The following is a 19,585-nucleotide window of genomic DNA, read 5'->3' on the forward strand; positions in this document are numbered from 1 at the left end:
GCAAACAATTTTAGGTTTGAAATCGCGGATTTTTAACTAAATGTTACAATTCATCCTCATCCTTCTACAAGGTGGGGATGAATTTCCACAAACAAATAAATTGTTTAGCATCCCCTTTTTATTAATCTATGCTATAATTTGATGTTTATTTCAAGAACTTCTTTGATAAACATTTATTCCCTAAATCAATCTAAAATCTAAAATCTAAAATCTAAAATCTGATGACCCTAGATAGTCGTGCCACTGAAATTCGCGCCATCTTTGACCGCATTGCCCCGGTTTACGACTCGTTCAACGATCGATTGAGCCTCGCCCAGCATCGCGTATGGAAGCAGATGGCGATCAAGTGGAGCAATGCAGGCCCAGGAGATACTTGCTTAGACTTATGCTGCGGCAGTGGAGACCTCGCCCTAATGCTGGCGCGTCAGGTAGGAACTGCTGGGAAAGTATTTGGGGTGGATTTTTCACCCCAGCAGTTGGCGCGAGCCTTGGCGCGAATGCAAAACCATTATCCAGCTCCTCCTGTCACCTGGGTAGAAGCAGACGCCCTCAATCTGCCCTTTCCCGACAACCACTTCGACTGCGCCACAATGGGTTACGGACTTCGCAACGTCACCGATATTCCCCGCTGTCTCCACGAATTACATCGCGTCCTCAAACCCGGTGCCAAAGCCGCCATTCTAGACTTCCATCGCCCCAGCAATCCCGCCTTACGCAGTTTTCAGCAGTGGTATCTGGACAACATCGTAGTTTCAACCGCCAAGCATTTCGGCTTAACTGAAGAATATGCCTACATTAGCCCCAGCTTAGACAAATTTCCGATCGGGCCAGAACAGGTACAGCTGGCTCGTCAAGCCGGTTTTGCCACCGCTACGCACTATCAGATTGCCGGTGGGATGATGGGTGTTTTAGCGATCGCCAAATAGAATTAAAGAAGTACATCTAAAAAACCCAAAACACTAACATTAGACTTTAGACTTACTCCCTTCGGGCCAGAAGATTATCTATCATTCTTTTTCCCCTCTGCTCCTCTGCTCCTCTGCCCCTCTGCCCCTCTGCGGCTTTATAAATATTCTTGAGAGCGGGAAAGGAGTAACTGTCTTTAGTCTAGTTTGCCTATTCCGCAACCCTCTGTGGATAGAGCTTTATTTCCACCAACTAATTTAATTCACGTTCTTAGTTCTAAGTTGAATCTATCTAACATCTGGCTTTACATTAGCCCTCCGGTACTAGGTGCAGTTATTGGCTATTTTACTAACGACATAGCCATTAAAATGCTATTTCGTCCCTACCGAGCTATATACATCGGTAAGCGGCAGATCCCGTTTACACCCGGTTTGATTCCCGCTAACCAAGAGCGACTGGCGAAGCGGATTTCTGACACCATCATGGGGTCGCTGCTGACACCAGAAGAGTTGCAAAACCTGGCGCGAAAGCTGCTGGAAACTGAGCGCGTTCAAGCCGGAATTCTCTGGCTGCTAAGGCTGGGGCTGGATCAACTTCAAGCCGATAAGGAACAGAGAACTGCCAAGGTTTTAGCTGGGATTCTCCAGGATTTGGTGGGTGAATCTTTACCGCGCCTGCTTAAGGTTTTAGCGCGTCGTGACGATTTTCTGGAAGTTCAGATCAACCAAATTTTTGACCAGGTTTTGTTGGAGTTCCAGCTAACCGAACAGCAAGCCAGTCAGTTAGCAGATTGGCTGGTACAAGTGGTGCTACCCCCGGATGTTTTGCGGATGGCTTTGATTGATTTTCTTACCGATCGCAATATTCAGGTGATTGATGAAGGTTTTCGGGAGAAAAGCAGCGGCACTTATTGGGTGGTGGCAAATCTATTCGGTTTGAAAAATACTCTAACTCGCCTGCGTACTTATTGCTTGGATGAGAAAGAGGAAAGTAATGCTCGTTTAAAGGAATTAATCCAATCTTTAGCGATTAAAGAACGGCTGAAGCAATGGCTGCAAAACCTATCTTTACAGAATTTGCCTGTTTCGACGGTGCGGCAGTTGCGTAAGACGATGCGGGAAAGTATTCGCTCTTATATTCAAAATCGCGGCGCTGAATTGCTTCAGGGATTTAGCGGTTCTATCAACTGGGAAGAAACTGCTTCTTTAGTCCTGAAACGCCTGCGAAATTCGGCTGTTGTGAATACTTCGTTGGAAGTCATCAGCAAGGAAATGGCTTTGATTTTGGAACGCTATCTGGAGCAAGATTTAGAAAAAATTGTGCAGCAAGTAATTCCAATTTTGAATATCGATCAGGTGATTATTGAGCGGGTGAGGGCAACTTCGCCCAAGGATTTAGAGGCGGCAATAGAGGGAATTGTTAAAAGCGAGTTGCAAGCGATCGTTAATTTAGGAGGAATTTTAGGTTTTGTGGTGGGGTCGATCCAGCTGGTGATATTGCTGTTGCAGCAGTAATCTAAATTCATCATTTTCTACTCACCACAACCGATTTTGGATTTTGGATTTTAGATTTTGGATTTTGCAGTAATCTAAATTCATCATTTTCTACTCACCACAACCTCTGAATCGGATAAGCATCAAAGGCCGAATCAGCACTCAGGATTGGTATCTGTTCAACCATAGCCTGTGCAGTTATTAGCCGATCGAATGGATCTCAATGATGTAAAGGCAGTGTAGCAACAGCAGAAATATGTTCTAAATTGATATTTAACAAATTCAGCTTCTCAAAACTGAGTTGTTGCTCTATGAATACATCAAAAGGCAAACCAAAACTCAACTTACCCTGAGAATGCTTAATCGCCATTTCCCAAATACTAGCTATACTGAGCAGTTTCTCGTTATCCTCATCCTCAATTAGCGATCGTACTACGGTGCTGAGTTTTGGATTGCCCACAAAAAACCAAATAAAACTATGAGTGTCTAGTAGCAGCCTCATCACATATAATCCTTGAAATCTGCTATTGGCTCATCAAAATCATCAGATATTGTAATCAAATCTTTAGCACTACCAAACTGTAGTCGTTTCTTATCGGGCGACACTGGTATCAATTTTACCACAGGTCGCTCGTCTTTCGTAATCACAATTTCTTCGCCTTGAATCGCCGCTTCGATTAAGGAAGGCATATCTTTTAATGCCTCAGCCAAATTTATTTGCTGCATGGCTGTCACCTCTTTGTTAATCATTCATTCTAACATCAAAATCTGTCTCTCGATCCAACTTACGATCGGCATCAAACCCAGAAAATCTCCTACAGCATCCTCATTGCAGATAGTCCTCGAAATCTGCGATCGGCTCGTCAAAATCATCGGATATTGTCACCATCCCTTTAGCACTTCCTGCTTTACGACTCTGTTCAAATGGCGACAATGGAACTAATTTAACTACAGGTTTATTGTCTTTCGCAATCAAAATCTCTTCGCCTTTAATCGCCCCTTCAATTAAGGATTGCCAATCTTTAGATGCCTCAGTTAAACTTATTTCCAGCATGATTTATACATATTAACAACTAATTTCTGATTTGAGATTTAAAATCGTCAATTCCAAATATATTTGGAATTATAAAATTTTAAATTTGCCATCAAATATCCGTATCTTCCTTATATAATTCCTGCAAGTCCTGATGCTGAGTTTTCCGAGAAGTCCGGCGATATTTTTTAGCTTCTAATCTGGGTTCATATTTACTCTGCCCTTTGCCTTTACTTTTCAACTTCATGCTTGCATCGGCATCGGATTGTTCATTGAATTGCTCTTGATAAGAAATCGCTTCTTCTAACAAATCCAAATAATACTGATATCTTTCCCAATCTCCCCGCACGATACAATTGGGCTCATCCCGATGCGAGCAATCGCTAAACTGACAGCGAAGAGCTTCTAAGCGCTGTTGTATCTCTGGGAAATAAAGTGCTAACTCCTCCCCCCCACAATCCAAATCCGGCTGGTTGAAGCCTGGGGTATCGGCTAGCAAACCACCACTGGGTAATTCAAACAGTTCGACGTGCCGGGTGGTGTGACGCCCTCGGCTGAGTTTGCCGGAAACTTCTGCGACGCGCAAATTGACATTTGGAATGAAATAGTTTATAATACTAGACTTGCCAACACCAGAAAGCCCAGCCAGAACGCTAATTTTATTATTTAGCCTATCTCTCAATTCTTCTAATCCAATGCTACCCAGGACGCTGATAAATACGGGTTGGTAGCCCCAGGAAGTGAAGCGATCGCGCCATTCGGAAAGTTCCGCACCTGTCACCAAATCGCTTTTATTTAGGCATAAGCAGATATCTAAGTCTGTAGACTCTGCTTTAATCAGAAAGCGAGTCAGTTGGTATGGGTCTAAAGGAGGGTCTGCGAGGGCGAAAACCAGTAAAATTTGATTGGCATTGGCGATCGGCGGACGGTCTAGTTCGGTTTCGCGGGGTAGAACTTCTGCGATCGCACCTCTGCCTCCGGCCCAGTCCGGTTCTTCGATCGCAACGCGATCGCCCACCATCACTCCTACCCCGATTTTTTTCAGGCGCATCCGGCGGGTACAGAGCAATTCCAATGGTTTATCTACGTCAAGACACTTAATTTGATTAGTTTCTTGCGTATCTAATCGCACCCGATAGAAATTTGCCTGTACAGCCAGTACAGTTCCTAGCAACGGTGAAGTCGATTCTCTGGCATTCTGTTCTGCTCTTGCTGAACTCATGCTTAATCTAGAGGTCGCCGTACTAAAATGGCAAAAAAGCCATTTCGGTCTTCAACTTGTTCTAGCTGATAACCTTCCATCACTAAGCTATCCGGGACTTGCTCGATCGGCTCGCCCGGATCTAACCATACTTCCAACAAAGAGCCTTGAGACATTTGCTCCAGGCGGAGTTTGGTACGTACAAAATTAATAGGGCAAGGAGTGCCGCGCAGATCGAGCTGCGCGTCGGGAGTTAATAGGGCAGGATTACTCATCTTTCTTCCTCCTGGTCGACTCCCACCAAAACTGTACTCAGTTTGGCGGTGAGACGCGGGGTGCTACAACAGGGGGAACCCCCGCAACGCAACCGAAAAGGAAAAGGAGGGCAGGGTAAAAGTTGCATAACTATTTTTTTGGGTTGCGCAGGAAACCGTTGCGCCTCAAAAGTGGTTAAACTCCTTGGCATACCTGCTGGCATCACAGGATAGAAGCTACCGACATTGTTCTCTTATTGACCCGCCTCGGTGGGGCGTTTAGTTGGTGGGGATTGCTCCCCCTCGGATTTCTCCGGTAAAGTTAGCTTAGACAATCTTAGCGATCGGTACGCTTCTCAAAAGCACTGCCTCCCAAATGGCTGTTTAACTTAAGAGTTTTAGAGCTACAGACTAGCTACGCATCTGTAGGTAAGAACTTAAACACTTACCACTAACGTAGGTATTTCTACCTGAGTCTGGTAAACTAGGGCTTTTTAAAGCCTCCGCTATAATCGGTACTCCGAAACACGCGGTGGGTTGTTTACTTGTTGAATATATTTCCAAAAAATCCTTCTATACCGCCTTTACCAATGCGATCGCCCCTAATTTTAGCCAATTTTTCCAAAAGTTCCCGCTCCTCAGTCGTAATGCGATTGGGAATTTCAATGCTGATCGTAATCATATGATCGCCCCGACTCACCGGATTCCCCAGCTTGGGTACGCCCCGATTTTCCAACTTCAGAACTGTATTTGGCTGAGTTCCGGGAGGAATTATTAATTCCTCTGGCCCATCGACCGTATTTACCTCAATTCTACAGCCCAAAATTGCCTGCAAGTAGCTGATCTGGATTTGAGACAGAATATTGATCCCATCTCGCTGGAACTCTGCATCTTCATTAACAAACAAGTACACATACAGATCCCCAGACGGGCCACTCCGCTGACCGGCATCGCCTTCATTAGCTACTCTCAGGCGGGTGCCATCATCAACCCCCGCTGGAATAGTAATTTTAAGCTTCTTGGTGACCTGCTTTTGACCCTTGCCGTCACAGGATTCGCACTTATCTTCAATCATCTGTCCGGTGCCATTACAGTTCGGACAGACTGAAACCTGCGTAAAGCTACCAAAGGGAGTCCTCGTCACGCGACGGACTTGACCCGAACCGCTACAAGTTGAGCAGGTTCGAGGTCTAGTACCCGGTTTAGCGCCCGTTCCGCTGCATACTTCGCAGGTTTCCAGATGGCTGATGCGGATTTCCTTCTCGCCGCCAAAGACAGCTTCGCGGAATTCCAGCTTCAGATCGAGCCGCAGATCGTCCCCACGGGTGGGGCTTCCGGGCCTGCGCCCAGTCCGAGTGCCCTGTCCGCCAGCAAAACCGCTGAAGAAGCTTTCAAAAATGTCGGCGAAGCCACTCATATCGCCGAAGTCTTGATAGCCAGCAGCGCCAGCACTTGTTACGCCTGCTTCGCCAAAGCGATCGTAGCGTGTACGCATTTCAGGCTCTGAAAGCACTTCGTAGGCACGGTTAATTTCTTTAAAGCGCTCTTCAGCCCCTGGTTCTTTATTCACATCAGGGTGGTACTTCCGAGCTAGGCGACGGTAAGCTCGCTTGATTTCTTCTTTATCGGAGTTGCGAGAAACACCGAGAATTTCATAGTAGTCGGCCATAAAGAGCGCTTTGCAGAAGAATTTTAAATTAACAGAGATCTTGAGCCCAATTATTCAACGGCCTCGTAATCCGCACTGACCGTATTCTCGTCTTCAAAATTAAAATCGAAATCTTCGTCTCCTTCAGACCTAGTTTCTAGATCGTCCCTAGACTCTGGTGTTGAGGCCCGATAAGATTCGTCATACTCATCTTGATGCTGGTTAGCTTGCTTGTACACTTCCGCACCAATGACAAACAGCATTTGTTGGAAATCATCAATCTGTTGCCTCATCTCGTCTAGGCCGATCGTGGGGTCTGCTACTGCGGCTCGCAGTTCTACCGCCTTTTGTCGAGCCTGCGTTTTTAGTTCCTCACTGATAAATTGACTGTTTTCTTTGAGCGTCGTGTCATAACTATAAAATAGGCTATCTGCCTGATTTTTGACTTCGACGACTTGCTTGCGCTTGCGGTCTTCCTCTGCGTACACTTCAGCGTCCAGCCGCATCCGTTCCACTTCACCGGCGCTCAAGCCACCAGTATTGGTAATCCTGATGCTCTGCTCTCGACCCGTGCCTTTATCTTGAGCCGCAACTTTGAGAATACCATTGACATCTATCTCAAAAGTTACCTCAATTTGCGGCACGCCGCGAGGCGCTGGAGGAACGCCAGCGAGCAGGAATTTGCCAAGACTTTTGTTATCGCGAGCCATTGCCCGCTCACCTTGCAGGACGTGGATTTCTACCGATGTTTGTCCGTCTGTGGCCGTTGAAAACACTTGAGACTTGCTGGTAGGAATAGTCGTGTTGCGCTCGATAATTTTCGTGAATACCTCTCCCAAGGTTTCAATCCCCAGTGACAGCGGCGTCACATCCAGTAGCAGCAAGTCCTTAACTTCACCACCAAGTACGCCAGCTTGAATTGCCGCTCCCAGGGCCACAGCTTCATCGGGATTGACTGAGCGATCGGGCGTTTTCCCCCCAAAGAACTGACGCAGCGCATCTTGTACTGCTGGTGTCCGGGTAGAACCGCCCACCAGAATAATCCTGTCGATGTCATCCGGCGTCATATTGCAGTCTTTCAGAGCCTGCTTCATCGGTTCGATGGTACTTTCTACCAGATGACCTACCAGTTCTTCAAATTTTGCCCTGGAGAGCGACATTTCCAGATGCTTTGGCCCTGTCTCATCTGCTGTAATAAACGGCAAGTTAATTGAGGTGTTGGTCGTGCTGGAGAGTTCTATTTTGGCTTTTTCTGCGGCTTCCCGCAGGCGCTGGAGGGCCATTTTATCCGGTGATAGATCGATGCCCTCTGTTTTTTTAAAGTTCTCGATCATCCAGCGCACTAGGCAATTGTCAAAGTCATCGCCACCCAAGTGGTTGTTGCCAGAAGTAGCCCTGACTTCAAAAACGCCGTCACCCAGCTGCAAAATGGAAACGTCGAAAGTGCCGCCGCCAAGGTCAAACACCAGTACCCGGTTGTCTTCGTGCTGTTTGTCCAAGCCGTAGGAAAGAGCTGCTGCTGTGGGTTCGTTGATGATTCGCAGCACTTCCAGTCCTGCGATCGTACCGGCATCTTTGGTAGCCTGCCTTTGGGCATCTGTGAAGTAGGCAGGCACCGTAATCACGGCTTGATCGACGGGTTCCCCCAAGAAGTTTTCCGCATCCTGCTTGAGTTTTTGCAGGATCATGGCTGAGATTTCTTGAGGGGTATAATTTTTCCCCCGAACTTTGACATCGACGGTATCGTCTTTGCCTCTGACGCCGGTGTAGGGAACTTGCGATCGCTCCATTTCCGTGTCCTCCCAGCGTCGGCCTATAAAGCGTTTGATGCTGTAAATTGTATTTTCAGCATTCATTACTGCTTGCCGCTTCGCCAGCTGACCGACCAAGCGTTCGTCCGCTTTGCCAAATCCCACTATGCTGGGCGTCGTTCGCCCTCCTTCCGAGTTGGGGATCACCACGGGTTGCCCGCCTTCTAGAAAGGCGACACAACTATTCGTGGTGCCCAGGTCGATGCCAATGACTTTTCCCATAGATCGCGGCAGTGTGGTGGATGCTTTTGTTGATGGTTTTTGAATTTTGGATTTTCTCTAAAATCTCAAATCGTCAGTACCAATCAACTTTCCGATGAGGTCGGCTGACTTTCCTCTGAGGTTACCACGGGTTCAGGAGCAGCAGCAACTTTAACCATAGCGTGACGCAGGACTCGCTCTCCCAGGTAATAACCGGGCATCAACTCCTCAGTCACGGTTCCTTCTGGATATTCATCTGTTTGTTCTGTTCCCACAGCTTCGTGAAGGTTGGGGTCAAACTCTTTCCCCTTCGGACGCATCGGAGATACCCCAAGGCGTTTCAGGCTGCTTACCAATAGTTTGTAAACGCTCTGATAGCTCTTGTGAATGTTTTTCTCCTGTTCGGTTTGAGTCTTAATCTGCGACTGCGCCCGTTCAAAATTATCGACCACTGCCAGTAATTCAGTAATTGTGGCGCATTTTATCTGCAGTTCCAACTCTTCCTTTTCTTTCTGCGTCCGCTTGCGGAAGTTTTCAAAGTCAGCCGCAATCCGCATATATTGGTTTGTGCGATCGTCCAGCTGAGCTTTCTGTGTTTCAACTTCCTGCTCCAGCGCCGCTATTTCAGCTTCCATTTCCTCCCGAACAGAAGTATCCGCCTCCGCTTCTACATCTGCTTGGGAATTTTCGTCAACACCGGCTTCCTCAGAAAAGAAACCGGATTCTGCCTGGAAGTCCATCTCGGCTGTATCCCTGGCGATTTCCTCAGGAGCGTCCTGAGTTAGGTTTTCAGTTTTACCTGTCTGCTTAACTTCGTCAATCATCTTATATTTATCCCGGTTAAGAGACTGCTAGCGAGAGCGACCCAGTTTGTGTAATTTTTGCGCTAGCTCCCCCTTTTACTTTACTTTATCTGTGTGAGGCGCTGGATAGCCTGTACAAATATTTGTTTGCCCAATTCGGCACCGCTTTTTAACCGCTGACCGATAGTTAAGATAGCTTGCGCCATCCTCCTAAAGGGAGCGTAAGCCTATGGATTCCTTGATTCCCTAAGCTTAAATTTTACGCTAAATAGCCTTGAAAGTGATGGTCATCTCATATTTTTGCTAGATTCTCCCCGCCTGCAATTGGGCCCAAGCCAGTGCAGCCAGAGCGGTAACGTTCAGAAACGTTACCGCTCTGGCTAAAATCGTAGTAGCAACTTAGTAGTTATCAGAGCGATACAATGCCACGCAAAAACGGTGTTTGGATTAACTTTCAAGCAACTGGGGAAGAGAAGCAAAGACTTCGATACTACTGCCAGCAAACCCAACGCTCTCAAAGCGACGTTCTGCGAGAATTCATCCGTTCTCTTCCACAAACCGAAATCCAGCCCAGAAAATAAACCAGAAGATTGGCAGAGTTCACCAACAAATTAACGACGCAATCGCTTGCGGTGTGGTGAGGGTGGATGCCAATTCTGTAAAAGCTATCATCAGAAAATTGGGTTGGAAACCCCGTGCTTCTAGCACGGCTTTGCATTTTGTGGGGTAAGATTACAATTAAGTTAGCCACAAAGACCTTAAAGGTGGGTGAGACACCCAGTGGTGGGACATCTAGTTAAAAGACGACAGTCCGAAATGGTCTGTTTGGTGCAATGCACTCTAGACTCAGCCCTCACGAGCAAGGACTTTAAGCGAGTGAAGCAAGCATATTAAAAGTAGCCTCAATGCCAGAAATGGCGGAGAGAGTAGCCGCGATTGGCACCGCGCATTGCATGACACTGGAATTCGAGTAACTACGATTCTGGAAGTTGTGGTACGAGCAATGTCCAACAATGGATATCTCCTTTTAAAGAATCCTCGTCGCGTCTTCGCGAGGAGTGTCAACTAGAATACAAAGTAAAAAATTTCTCGGATTCCGCAGAGCGGGCGGGTTGCCCGCTCGAATTTTTGTAGAGCCTGCTGCCCAGGACGGGTACTAAACAAAAAAAGTCTGCTCACCCCCATTCAGCGCCAGATATTTTTATCTGTGCAATTTTGCCAAAGATTTTTGGGAATACTTTATAAGGAGAGCTTCACCGATCGGATATGACTAACTCCTCATCATCCCCGCGACGCAGCACCAGCCTGATTGCCCTAAATTTCTCACCCTTCGGCAACAAGCTAATTCAGTCTGGCTATATTAATCCAGACGATATGAAAAAGGCGATGATTGAAAGTCGCCAGTCAGGCAGACCGCTGACAGAAGTACTAGAGTCGATCACAGGACGACAGCTGCCAGCAGATTTACTGCGCCAGTACAAAAAACAACAGCTATTTGAACTAAAAATCCTTTTCGGCGTTGAATGCCTCGATCCGGAAATTACTCAAGTTCAGGCCAATCATCTCGGCGAACTGATTGACACCCTGATTCCCATTGATATCTGTCGTCGCTATCGTTTAGTACCCCTATCCAAGCACGAAACGACTCCGCCTAGTGTTTTGGTGGCGATGGTCAATCCCGACGACCTAGAAGCACTCGACGATCTTAACCGTATCCTGCGGCCTCAAGGTCTTGGGTTACAGCGTATGGTGATTACGCGCGAAGACTACGAGCAGCTAATCACTCAGTACTTGGACGAACAGGCTCAAAAGCTAGCCAAACGTGCTGCTGAAGACCGCGACAAAAAACTCAATCTCGACGATGGGGAATTCGAGAACGCCGATATTGATGATGCGCCTCTAGATGAGGATATGGACTTGGATGCGGCTTTGGGGGAAGCCGAGTCAGCTCCGGTTGTCAAAACGGTCAACAAAATCTTGGCAAAAGCTTTGACCGAGGGGGTTTCGGACATCCATGTGGAACCTCAAGAAGAATTTCTGCGGATTCGGATGCGTAAAGATGGGGTTCTGCAAGAACCTTTTCCACCCCTGCCTAAAAAAGTCATCCCAGCGATTACCTCTCGTTTCAAAATTATTGCCAATATGGACGTGGCGGAACGCCGTCAAGCTCAAGATGGTCGGATTCGCCGGGTCTTTCAGGGACGCACGGTGGACTTCCGGGTCAACTGTCTGCCTTCCCGCTATGGCGAGAAGATCGTATTGCGGATTTTGGATAACTCGTCCACCCAGCTGGGTTTGGATAAATTAATTAGCGATCCAGATGCGCTAGCAATGGTTAGAGAAATGGCTAGCCGTCCGTTCGGACTGATTTTGGTGACAGGGCCAACGGGTTCTGGTAAGTCAACCACCTTGTACTCAATTTTGGCAGAACGCAACGATCCTGGGGTGAATATCAGTACGGCTGAAGACCCTATTGAGTACGCATTGGGCGGCATTACTCAGTGTCAGGTGATTCGGGAAAAAGGTCTGGACTTTTCCAATCTGCTGCGGGCGTTCTTGCGGCAAGATCCGGATGTGATTCTGGTGGGTGAAACGCGAGATAAAGAAACGGCAAAAACGGCGATTGAAGCGGCGTTAACGGGTCACTTGGTGTTGACCACGCTGCACACCAACGACGCTGCTGGTGCGATCGCGCGGTTAGATGAAATGGGCGTTGAACCCTTCATGGTGTCCGGTGCCTTGCTAGGTGTCTGCGCTCAACGCTTGATGCGGCGCGTTTGTTCGGAATGCCGCATTAACTACACCCCAACCCCGGAAGAACTCGCCAAATTTGGTCTGTCCGCTGCCCGCGAACTGGAAGTCAGTTTCTACAAAGCCAATACTTTAACAGCAGACCAAAGAAAGGCCGCAATTGAAGCTGACACGATATGTCCTAAATGCAATGGGGGGGGCTACAAAGGCCGTTGCGGTGTTTATGAAGTTCTGAAGGTAACAGAACGACTGCAAAACTTAATCAGCCAAGGCGCTCCCACCGAGCGGATTAAAGAAGCAGCGGTGGAAGAAGGGATGGTGACATTGCTAGCTTATAGCTTAAACCTCGTGCGCCTGGGTGCTACCACCTTTGAAGAAGTTGAGCGGGTAACTTTTACCGACAAGGGTCTAGAAGCAGAATTGAAAGCAAAACGCAAGAGTTCTCTGACTTGTCGCGTTTGCAGTGCCGAAGCGCAACCAGAATGGCTGGAGTGTCCCTACTGTCTGACACCCCGCTTTGTTGATGAGTAATAGTCACGCTTGTCATTTGTGGAGAATCTGTGGCGAATGACTAATGACCGATGACCGCTAACAACTAACACACTGACAAATACGTTAAAGGAGACAGCTCGATGGATATGATGATTGAAGACGTAATGGAGTCCCTGATCGAGCAAGGCGGCTCAGATATGCACATCCAAGCAGGATCGCCTATCTTTTTCCGGATCAGTGGGAAACTCACACCTCAGACCCAATTCGGCGAAGTTCTGAATTCGGACGACTGTCAGCGACTGATATTCAGTATGTTGAATAACGGTCAGCGCAAAGACTTGGAGCAAAACTGGGAGTTAGACTGTGCCTATGGAGTTAAGGGATTAGCTCGTTTCCGCGTCAACGTTTACCGCGAACGCGGTTGCTGGGCTTCTTGCTTGCGAGCGTTGTCTTCTAAAATTCCCGATGCCGATAAGCTGGGAACGCCAATGATACTGCGGGAACTGACAGAACGGCCTAGGGGAATGTTGTTAGTGACGGGTCAAACTGGTTCTGGAAAAACCACCACAATGGCGGCTCTGATCGATTTGATCAACCGGACGCGGGGCGAACACATTCTCACAGTGGAAGATCCGATCGAATATGTTTTCCCTAATATCAAAAGCCTGATTCACCAACGGCAAAAAGGCGAAGACACCAAGAGCTTTGCCAACGCCCTCAAAGGGGCACTGCGTCAAGACCCTGACGTTATCCTGGTAGGGGAAATGCGCGACCTGGAGACGATCGGACTGGCAATTTCAGCAGCAGAAACAGGCCACATGGTTTTTGGTACGCTGCACACCAACTCAGCGTCGGCGACAATAGACCGGATGCTAGACGTATTCCCCCCGATTCAACAACCCCAAGTTCGATCGCAGCTGTCTAACTCTTTGGTAGCAGTTTGCTCTCAAAACTTGGTGCCCAAAATTGGCGGCGGTCGGGTTTGCGTTCAGGAAATTATGGTGGTGACTGCAGGTATTTCTAACCTGATCCGAGAAGGAAAAACTTCTCAAATTTACTCGGCTATCCAAACAGGCGGTAAATTGGGTATGCTGACAATGGAAATGGCACTTGCGGCGGCATATAAAGAGGGCAAGATTTCTTACGATTCAGCCATGTCAAAATCTTCTAAACCTGATGAATTGCAACGCCTGATTGGACCGGCAGCAATTGGAGGCCCGGGGCAAAAAGTAGCAGCGCACTAGGCAACACAATGCAGGCAGTAAAAAAAAATGCCTGCATTCTTTCTAGCCTAATTACTATAAAACCTCCTCTACGACAATCGTTCTTGCCTGCACTCTTAGGACTTACGCTTTTCTCCCCCCTAGCCCCCCAAATCTGGGGGGAATGAGGAGGGAGGCCCCCAGATTTGGGGGCAAGGGGCAAGGGGCAAAGGGGGGCAAAACTTGGTTAGTTAGTAAGTCCTGACTCTATCACTCAGTTACAACGACTAATACCAACCAGCACGGTTATAAATCGTAATTCTTAGGATTTATGGTTAGTGGTTCATATCAATGAACCACTAACCACAAACAACAAACAAAATTACGCAACACGGCTGCAACTTGGTATAAAAAAACAGCTTTTAATCTTTGGTATGAATTATGCCTACTTACGTTGCCACAGTTCGGGATTCTAAAAAAACTGAGAAGGTCGAAGCAAACTCCTTGGCTGAAGCTAGGGAGAAGCTGATGAAGAAAGGTCTTGCATTTCAAGACCTTAAGGAATCTAAAGGCTTTGAAATGCCTGATTTTGCGAGTATGTTTGCCAAGATCACGGTCAAGGAAATGGCGATGTTTTCCCGCCAATTCGCGGCCATGTTTAATGCAGGCGTACCGATGGTCAGATGCCTCGGCGTGTTGAGCGATCAATGCACCAATCCCAAGCTCAAAAAAGCTTTGATGAAAATTAGTGCTGATGTGAATGAGGGCGTCAGCCTCGCAGAAGCGATGCGTAAACATCCGAACTGCTTTGACAATCTCTATACCTCAATGGTGGACTCTGGAGAAATTGGTGGTGTTCTTGATGAAGTACTCAACCGGGTTGCGAAAATTCTAGAAGATTCGGCTCGACTTCAAAACCAGATCAAGTCAGCATCGGCTTACCCGAAAATGGTGGGTGGTTTAGCCGTCGTGATCTTTATCGCGATGACAACTTTTCTCTTACCAATCTTTGCCAAGATATTCGTGGATCTTGGCCTGGAATTGCCTCTACTTACCCAATTCATGCTGGGCATCAGTAAATTTTTGCGCGGACCGACCCTGCCGGAGGGAGAAAGAAATTTCAACATATTTTTTGGTATCGCTGGCATAATTGGCGCTATCTTTGCCTATAAGCAGTACTACAAAACTCCGGCTGGTTGCCTGCAAATAGATAGCATGATGTTGAAGTTGCCGATCGTCGGAGAGCTGATTAGAACAACGGCGGTGGCTCGCTTTTGCCGTATTTTTGGGATGTTGACCCGCTCTGGGGTGCCGATGCTCACATCGATGGAAATTGTGAGAGATACCGCTGGTAATGTGGTCATTGGTAATGCTATTGAGGCAGCTCGAACAGAAGTGCAAGAGGGCGGTATGATCAGTATTGCTTTGCAAAAAGCGAATGTTTTCCCCACCTTGGCTATTCAAATGATGAGCATTGGTGAAGAAACGGGAGAACTTGACAAAATGCTGCTGAAACTGGCGGATTTTTATGAAGATGAAGTAGAACAAGCGGTGAAAGGTCTTACCAGTATGCTGGAACCGCTAATGATGGTCGGTATCGCCGGAATGGTAGGGATGATTTTGCTCTCGATGTATCTCCCCATGTTCAAAGTGATGGACGGTATCGGCTAAGAATGAAAAATTTTTGGTTCTCTAACACTTAAGGAGATAAATTTAGTTAATCTCTCTGTGGGTTGAGTTTAAAAAAGTGAAACCTTTTTTTCTTTTGACTTTTGAATGAGTGACTTTTGACTTTCCTAGCCCCTTCTTCAGGATAATGTCTGTTAAACCATCTCACTACGAAGCACTACTAGCAGAGTACAGCAACCAGATGGGAGCGATCGCGCTTCTGAAGCAGCACCGTCCCTATCTAGAGCTGATCCCCAGTCTGCGACGACCGGATCAAAGCGTTATTACCATTCCTTTGCCAATTGTGCTACTTAACCAGACAGTATCATCGGCAAAGAATAGTGGTGTTATTACTGCTACCAAAGAGGCTGTTTGTTTGCCCTGTGATGTAGCCATTTTAATGTGCGACCCCGAATGGAAAATTAAAACAGGGGTGGAAATTATGGTGTTCATCCATCGCCCGCAGGAAGATTTTTCCGATTTGCTCAGTCGCTGGCGACAAACGCAGGTGTACCTTCACAAAAGCTATGAGTGGGTGATGCCCCCCCGCTACAAGCACGTGCTGAACGAGGAGGCGGAAAACATCCATCCCCTGTTTGTTGTTTTTGCCCAGACGCCGGAAAGGATTAAACGGGGATTAGCTGGAGCATATCTACCTTTTGTAGTTCAAACTCTAGACTCCGTTATCGACGAGGAAGAAATCCCATCCACCTTGTCTACCGAAAGTCCACCAGCGTAGCAAAAGTCAAAAGTCAAAAGAAAGAATTGAAAAATCTACTCTTTTTTTTGACTTTTGGGATCGAAGTCCCCCTTAAAAAGGGGGATTTAGGGGGATCTCCTTGTGGCGGTCAAGCATACGCACAGTATGGATAAGGAAAACATCAATGCTCCAAGCCATACCCAAAACAGTCACGTTTGATGAGTTCGTGGCCTGGTATCCAGAGAACTCTGTCCCCAGTTACGAACTACACAACGGAGTAATTGTGGAAATGTCTTTAGGAACTGGCGACCATTCCGACATTACAGGTTTCATCTCCGGTGAAATCAATTTTGAAATCAGACGACTGCAATTGCCTTACTCCATCCCCGGTGATTGCCTACTTAAACCCGCTCGTAACGAATCAGGTTATAAGCCAGATGTAATTGTCCTAGACCGAACCGCGCTCTTAAACGAATCGCGTTGGAAGAAAGAATCTATCATCACGATGGGGGCATCGGTGCGATTGGCTGTAGAGGTCGTCAGCACGAACTGGCGGGATGATTATTTTTTGAAAGCTTCCGACTATGAGGAAATGGGCATCTCCGAATACTGGATTGTGGACTACCTCGGTTTGGGTGGCCGCAAGTTTATCGGCAATCCCAAACAACCCACCCTCTCAGTTTATCAACTGGTAGACGAAGAGTATCAGGTCAAACAGTTTAGGGAAAGCGAGAGGGTTGAGTCGCTGGCTTTTCCAGAGTTGAACTTGACAGTCGAACAGATTTTTCGAGCCGGGGGGATCGAGGGGTTTGAAAACACGCACTAGGGAACTTCCCGCTCGACCCCTCTTCCCCTAGTCCCTAGCCCCGACGCTCTAGTCTCTATTTCACGAACTGGGGCATAATTTCTGCGGCTGTAAACAAACCGTAAATGCCGCGTCGATGCAAAGCTATGCCTGCTTTGAGATAACCAAATGCTGGGCCGCATACATTTGCTGCCATGCTGGTTTCGTCTCCCAGGGTGAAGGTATGGGTTGAAATTTTGCCTTCAAAGGTGCGACCTGTGACCTGGACGTTAGTGCTGAGGGGCTTTTTGGGATTGCGGGTATCGACTACGCCGCCTACTTGTACGCAGCTGCTAGAGCAAATTCCCGCCAGTTCTAAGATCAGATCGTCGGCGTGTTCCATATTTTCCAGTGTCAGTATACCATTTGTGCGATCGAGCAGTGCTTCCACTTCCTTATCTGTCATCGATCTTGCTCTTTCGACGCTATAACCGGGTAGATGGGCAATATCCTCGCGGATGGTAGAGCGGTAAGCCTCCCAGTTGGCAATTCCGACACCAAAAGTAATTTTGACGCTGTGAATTTCTGCGTAACTCTGGGCTGCTAGGGCAGCTGCTGCCGTTAACAGTCCCGGCGTGGCTCCACAACCTGTCATGTAAGTAATTCCAGCAGCTGCAAGCGCCTGTTTTAATCCGAGAAGCTGCTCGACGGCACTGGTGCGTTTTATGGCATCGACCAATACTCCTTGCCAACCAGATTCAATAAACTGACTCACTACAGAAGTGATAAAAGTATTTGGCAGGTTGGGCAAGGCTAAGAAATAGCCATCTACAGATGCTTGTTTGATTAAATCGTGAATACTGCGATCGCTTAAAGTACCTCCTGGTTCTACATATCCCAGAGAACCATGAGATTGGTAAGCTGCAATACAGACATTGGGATTTAACCCCTCACTGACATAAGCATAGCCTTCTCGATCTGCTGCCGCCACCCAGATCATTTCTCCTTTGGGCGCGAGTACTCTGCTGGCCGCTTGTCCCAAACCGCCAAAACCCAGCACTCCCACGCGAATCGGACTTCTGACTTGCTCTGCACTCATAGCGCCTGACCTTAATTAAGACAATCTTTAATTATCCAGGGTTATTTCCGCCCTGAAACACCGAACTGAGGCGAAACCCTGGTAATCCACGACAAACACCAGCTTGCGACCACCGGATTTTATCCCCCCAGGTATCTTGACGGCTGTGGCAAGTTAAGGGAAACTGACAAATAATTGAGGACTTAATCGCTTAATTAATAAGTTGTGTTAAGTTTTGATTCATTTTAGCGCCAATGGGTAAAGTGAATTAAAGAGAAGCTAGTTAGGATCTTGATGCAGAATCGCCTTCTTGCGAAGGCTAGAGCCTGCTACGAGATCGCCCAGGTCAAAAAGTCTTTCGGGTTCAGTTAAGAGCATGGAGACACTAGAGTTTGTAATTTATCCCGATGGTCGGGTAAAAGAAAAAGTTACTGGCATTGTTGGCTACTCGTGTGCTGAGGTGACTGCTGCTATTGAAGCTCAGCTCGGGCAGGTACTCAGCCAAGAGCAGACCTCGGAATATTTCGCGGCTGTGCTGCAACAGCCTGCAACAGCGACAGCGCAAGCCACTTTTAGCGAGTGGTAATTTTTTATCAATCTACAATTTAGTCACCAGAGGATAATATGTCACACTTTAGCCAAATCAAAACTCAGATCCGTAATCTTGCCTCTCTGCAAGCTGCTTTGACAGATTTAGGGATTGACTGGAAAGAAGGCCCTTGCCCGGTGCGGGGCTATCGGGGTCAAGCTGTTAATGCCGAAATTGCGATCGAGCAAAACAACGGTTACGACATCGGTTTTAGCTGGAACGGTAATGAGTACGAATTAGTTGCGGACTTGCAGTTTTGGCAGCAAGCGTCGTCTGTGGATAGGTTCCTGAGCAAGGTGACTCAGCGTTATGCTTTCCAGACTGTCATGAAGGAAACCGCTAAGCAAGGTTTCCAAGTTGCTGAACAACAACAAAATGAAGATGGTTCGATCCGATTGGTAGTGCAACGCTGGAGGAACTGATGTCCGACTTTTCGGGCTTACCAGCAAATGATCCCACAGATTTTTGTCTCCCAATGGAAGACAAAAATCTGGCTGGCGTCTCGCCAGCTTCCACAAGGTCTGGTTTGGAACCAGAACTGGGTGGTTTCTTTCGAGATGCGCCAGAGCGATCGGGTTTTGAGCCAGAACTGGGCGGGTCGCTGCGGCAGAAGGGGGTTTATGTAGATGAGATTACTTGCATCGGCTGTAAGCATTGCGCTCACGTCGCCCGTAACACCTTCTACATAGAACCCGATTATGGTCGTTCTCGTGTGGTTCGGCAGGATGGCGATGGGGAGGAGTTGATTCAAGAAGCGATCGATACTTGTCCGGTCGATTGCATCCACTGGGTAGACTACACAGAACTGAAAAATCTGGAAGCAGAGCGGGAGTATCAAGTAATACCGCCAGTTGTGGGATTTCCGATCGATCGCGCACTGCTTACTACCAAACGCCGTCAGCAAAAAGGGAAGGCAAACCGCAAATAAAGGCGGTACAACATGGATACAGGGAAGATTTATTCCTTATTCA

Annotated in this window: 20 protein-coding genes; 11 read left to right on the forward strand and 9 right to left on the reverse strand. The window is 47.5% G+C overall.

Going from position 1 to position 19,585, the window contains the following annotated elements:
* Window positions 1-221: 221 nt before the first annotated feature.
* Entirely contained in the window at window positions 222-926 is a 705-nt protein-coding gene (gene ubiE / locus LAY41_RS15070) for a bifunctional demethylmenaquinone methyltransferase/2-methoxy-6-polyprenyl-1,4-benzoquinol methylase UbiE (protein ID WP_249099189.1), read from the forward strand.
* 261 nt (window positions 927-1,187) lie between these two features.
* Complete coding sequence (locus LAY41_RS15075; protein ID WP_249099336.1) at window positions 1,188-2,420, forward strand: DUF445 domain-containing protein; 1,233 nt, start codon at window positions 1,188-1,190, stop codon at window positions 2,418-2,420.
* 199 nt (window positions 2,421-2,619) lie between these two features.
* On the opposite strand, the gene LAY41_RS15080 is transcribed toward LAY41_RS15075, so the two are convergent.
* The 8 genes from LAY41_RS15080 to grpE form a co-directional block, all read right to left on the reverse strand.
* Window positions 2,620-2,901 (reverse strand): type II toxin-antitoxin system VapC family toxin, encoded by a 282-nt coding sequence (locus tag LAY41_RS15080; protein WP_249099192.1) that lies wholly within the window; start codon window positions 2,899-2,901, stop codon window positions 2,620-2,622.
* Window positions 2,901-3,149, reverse strand: a complete 249-nt coding sequence (locus tag LAY41_RS15085) for a type II toxin-antitoxin system Phd/YefM family antitoxin (RefSeq protein WP_249099195.1) — start codon at window positions 3,147-3,149, stop codon at window positions 2,901-2,903. Before LAY41_RS15085 ends, LAY41_RS15080 begins: the two co-directional genes overlap by 1 nt.
* 76 nt (window positions 3,150-3,225) lie before the next feature.
* The gene (locus LAY41_RS15090) at window positions 3,226-3,453 is read right to left on the reverse strand and encodes a type II toxin-antitoxin system Phd/YefM family antitoxin (protein ID WP_249099198.1); all 228 of its coding nucleotides are present in this window, start codon (window positions 3,451-3,453) and stop codon (window positions 3,226-3,228) included.
* Window positions 3,454-3,544: 91 nt separating this feature from the next.
* Window positions 3,545-4,654 (reverse strand): small ribosomal subunit biogenesis GTPase RsgA, encoded by a 1,110-nt coding sequence (gene rsgA, locus LAY41_RS15095; RefSeq protein ID WP_249099202.1) that lies wholly within the window; start codon window positions 4,652-4,654, stop codon window positions 3,545-3,547.
* 2 nt (window positions 4,655-4,656) lie between these two features.
* Entirely contained in the window at window positions 4,657-4,908 is a 252-nt protein-coding gene (locus tag LAY41_RS15100; RefSeq protein ID WP_249099205.1) for a sulfurtransferase TusA family protein, read from the reverse strand.
* Window positions 4,909-5,428: 520 nt separating this feature from the next.
* On the reverse strand, window positions 5,429-6,556 hold the full coding sequence (gene dnaJ / locus LAY41_RS15105) for a molecular chaperone DnaJ (protein WP_249099209.1): 1,128 nt from the start codon (window positions 6,554-6,556) through the stop codon (window positions 5,429-5,431).
* A gap of 50 nt (window positions 6,557-6,606) precedes the next feature.
* Window positions 6,607-8,568: a molecular chaperone DnaK gene (gene dnaK, locus LAY41_RS15110; protein ID WP_249099212.1), complete on the reverse strand. Its 1,962-nt coding sequence runs from the start codon at window positions 8,566-8,568 to the stop codon at window positions 6,607-6,609.
* A gap of 83 nt (window positions 8,569-8,651) precedes the next feature.
* Entirely contained in the window at window positions 8,652-9,371 is a 720-nt protein-coding gene (gene grpE / locus LAY41_RS15115) for a nucleotide exchange factor GrpE (protein ID WP_249099215.1), read from the reverse strand.
* Between the two features lie 401 nt (window positions 9,372-9,772).
* On the opposite strand from grpE, the gene LAY41_RS15120 reads away from it, so the two are divergent.
* The 6 genes from LAY41_RS15120 (at window position 9,773) to LAY41_RS15145 (ending at window position 16,989) form a co-directional block, all read left to right on the forward strand.
* Entirely contained in the window at window positions 9,773-9,931 is a 159-nt protein-coding gene (locus LAY41_RS15120; protein ID WP_249099216.1) for a hypothetical protein, read from the forward strand.
* A 685-nt stretch (window positions 9,932-10,616) separates the two neighbouring features.
* On the forward strand, window positions 10,617-12,632 hold the full coding sequence (locus LAY41_RS15125; protein WP_249099219.1) for a GspE/PulE family protein: 2,016 nt from the start codon (window positions 10,617-10,619) through the stop codon (window positions 12,630-12,632).
* Window positions 12,633-12,733: 101 nt separating this feature from the next.
* Window positions 12,734-13,837: a type IV pilus twitching motility protein PilT gene (locus tag LAY41_RS15130; RefSeq protein WP_275974150.1), complete on the forward strand. Its 1,104-nt coding sequence runs from the start codon at window positions 12,734-12,736 to the stop codon at window positions 13,835-13,837.
* A gap of 486 nt (window positions 13,838-14,323) precedes the next feature.
* On the forward strand, window positions 14,324-15,466 hold the full coding sequence (locus LAY41_RS15135) for a type II secretion system F family protein (RefSeq protein ID WP_476726984.1): 1,143 nt from the start codon (window positions 14,324-14,326) through the stop codon (window positions 15,464-15,466).
* Between the two features lie 145 nt (window positions 15,467-15,611).
* Window positions 15,612-16,202 carry a hypothetical protein gene (locus LAY41_RS15140; RefSeq protein ID WP_249099227.1) on the forward strand — a complete coding sequence of 197 codons (591 nt, stop codon included), beginning with the start codon at window positions 15,612-15,614 and terminating at the stop codon, window positions 16,200-16,202.
* Window positions 16,203-16,347: 145 nt separating this feature from the next.
* A complete protein-coding gene (locus LAY41_RS15145; RefSeq protein ID WP_249099230.1) occupies window positions 16,348-16,989 on the forward strand; it encodes a Uma2 family endonuclease in 642 nt (213 codons plus the stop codon).
* Between the two features lie 55 nt (window positions 16,990-17,044).
* Here the strand turns inward: LAY41_RS15145 and bioU are convergent, their stop codons facing one another.
* Window positions 17,045-18,046: a (S)-8-amino-7-oxononanoate synthase BioU gene (bioU, locus tag LAY41_RS15150; protein ID WP_249099232.1), complete on the reverse strand. Its 1,002-nt coding sequence runs from the start codon at window positions 18,044-18,046 to the stop codon at window positions 17,045-17,047.
* 355 nt (window positions 18,047-18,401) lie between these two features.
* On the opposite strand from bioU, the gene LAY41_RS15155 reads away from it, so the two are divergent.
* Genes LAY41_RS15155 through LAY41_RS15165 form a run of 3 tightly spaced genes read left to right on the forward strand, consistent with a single transcriptional unit; the run spans window position 18,402 to window position 19,542 of the window.
* Window positions 18,402-18,611: a DUF2997 domain-containing protein gene (locus LAY41_RS15155; protein WP_249099235.1), complete on the forward strand. Its 210-nt coding sequence runs from the start codon at window positions 18,402-18,404 to the stop codon at window positions 18,609-18,611.
* A 38-nt stretch (window positions 18,612-18,649) separates the two neighbouring features.
* A complete protein-coding gene (locus LAY41_RS15160) occupies window positions 18,650-19,036 on the forward strand; it encodes a DUF1257 domain-containing protein (protein WP_249099239.1) in 387 nt (128 codons plus the stop codon).
* Between the two features lie 53 nt (window positions 19,037-19,089).
* Window positions 19,090-19,542, forward strand: a complete 453-nt coding sequence (locus LAY41_RS15165; RefSeq protein WP_249099339.1) for a ferredoxin — start codon at window positions 19,090-19,092, stop codon at window positions 19,540-19,542.
* Window positions 19,543-19,585 lie beyond the last annotated feature (43 nt).

The sequence above is a fragment of the Argonema galeatum A003/A1 genome (assembly GCF_023333595.1).
Taxonomy (GTDB): Bacteria; Cyanobacteriota; Cyanobacteriia; order Cyanobacteriales; family Aerosakkonemataceae; genus Argonema; species Argonema galeatum.

Coding starts and splice junctions, on each gene's coding strand:
- ubiE (WP_249099189.1), top strand. CDS start 222: ATGACCCTAGATAGTCGTGCCACTGAAATTCGCGCCATCTTTGACCGC.
- LAY41_RS15080 (WP_249099192.1), bottom strand. CDS start 2,901: ATGAGGCTGCTACTAGACACTCATAGTTTTATTTGGTTTTTTGTGGGC.
- LAY41_RS15085 (WP_249099195.1), bottom strand. CDS start 3,149: ATGATTAACAAAGAGGTGACAGCCATGCAGCAAATAAATTTGGCTGAG.
- LAY41_RS15090 (WP_249099198.1), bottom strand. CDS start 3,453: ATGCTGGAAATAAGTTTAACTGAGGCATCTAAAGATTGGCAATCCTTA.
- rsgA (WP_249099202.1), bottom strand. CDS start 4,654: ATGAGTTCAGCAAGAGCAGAACAGAATGCCAGAGAATCGACTTCACCG.
- LAY41_RS15100 (WP_249099205.1), bottom strand. CDS start 4,908: ATGAGTAATCCTGCCCTATTAACTCCCGACGCGCAGCTCGATCTGCGC.
- dnaJ (WP_249099209.1), bottom strand. CDS start 6,556: ATGGCCGACTACTATGAAATTCTCGGTGTTTCTCGCAACTCCGATAAA.
- dnaK (WP_249099212.1), bottom strand. CDS start 8,568: ATGGGAAAAGTCATTGGCATCGACCTGGGCACCACGAATAGTTGTGTC.
- grpE (WP_249099215.1), bottom strand. CDS start 9,371: ATGATTGACGAAGTTAAGCAGACAGGTAAAACTGAAAACCTAACTCAG.
- LAY41_RS15120 (WP_249099216.1), top strand. CDS start 9,773: ATGCCACGCAAAAACGGTGTTTGGATTAACTTTCAAGCAACTGGGGAA.
- LAY41_RS15125 (WP_249099219.1), top strand. CDS start 10,617: ATGACTAACTCCTCATCATCCCCGCGACGCAGCACCAGCCTGATTGCC.
- LAY41_RS15130 (WP_275974150.1), top strand. CDS start 12,734: ATGGATATGATGATTGAAGACGTAATGGAGTCCCTGATCGAGCAAGGC.
- LAY41_RS15135 (WP_476726984.1), top strand. CDS start 14,324: ATGAAGAAAGGTCTTGCATTTCAAGACCTTAAGGAATCTAAAGGCTTT.
- LAY41_RS15140 (WP_249099227.1), top strand. CDS start 15,612: ATGTCTGTTAAACCATCTCACTACGAAGCACTACTAGCAGAGTACAGC.
- LAY41_RS15145 (WP_249099230.1), top strand. CDS start 16,348: ATGCTCCAAGCCATACCCAAAACAGTCACGTTTGATGAGTTCGTGGCC.
- bioU (WP_249099232.1), bottom strand. CDS start 18,046: ATGAGTGCAGAGCAAGTCAGAAGTCCGATTCGCGTGGGAGTGCTGGGT.
- LAY41_RS15155 (WP_249099235.1), top strand. CDS start 18,402: ATGGAGACACTAGAGTTTGTAATTTATCCCGATGGTCGGGTAAAAGAA.
- LAY41_RS15160 (WP_249099239.1), top strand. CDS start 18,650: ATGTCACACTTTAGCCAAATCAAAACTCAGATCCGTAATCTTGCCTCT.
- LAY41_RS15165 (WP_249099339.1), top strand. CDS start 19,090: ATGGAAGACAAAAATCTGGCTGGCGTCTCGCCAGCTTCCACAAGGTCT.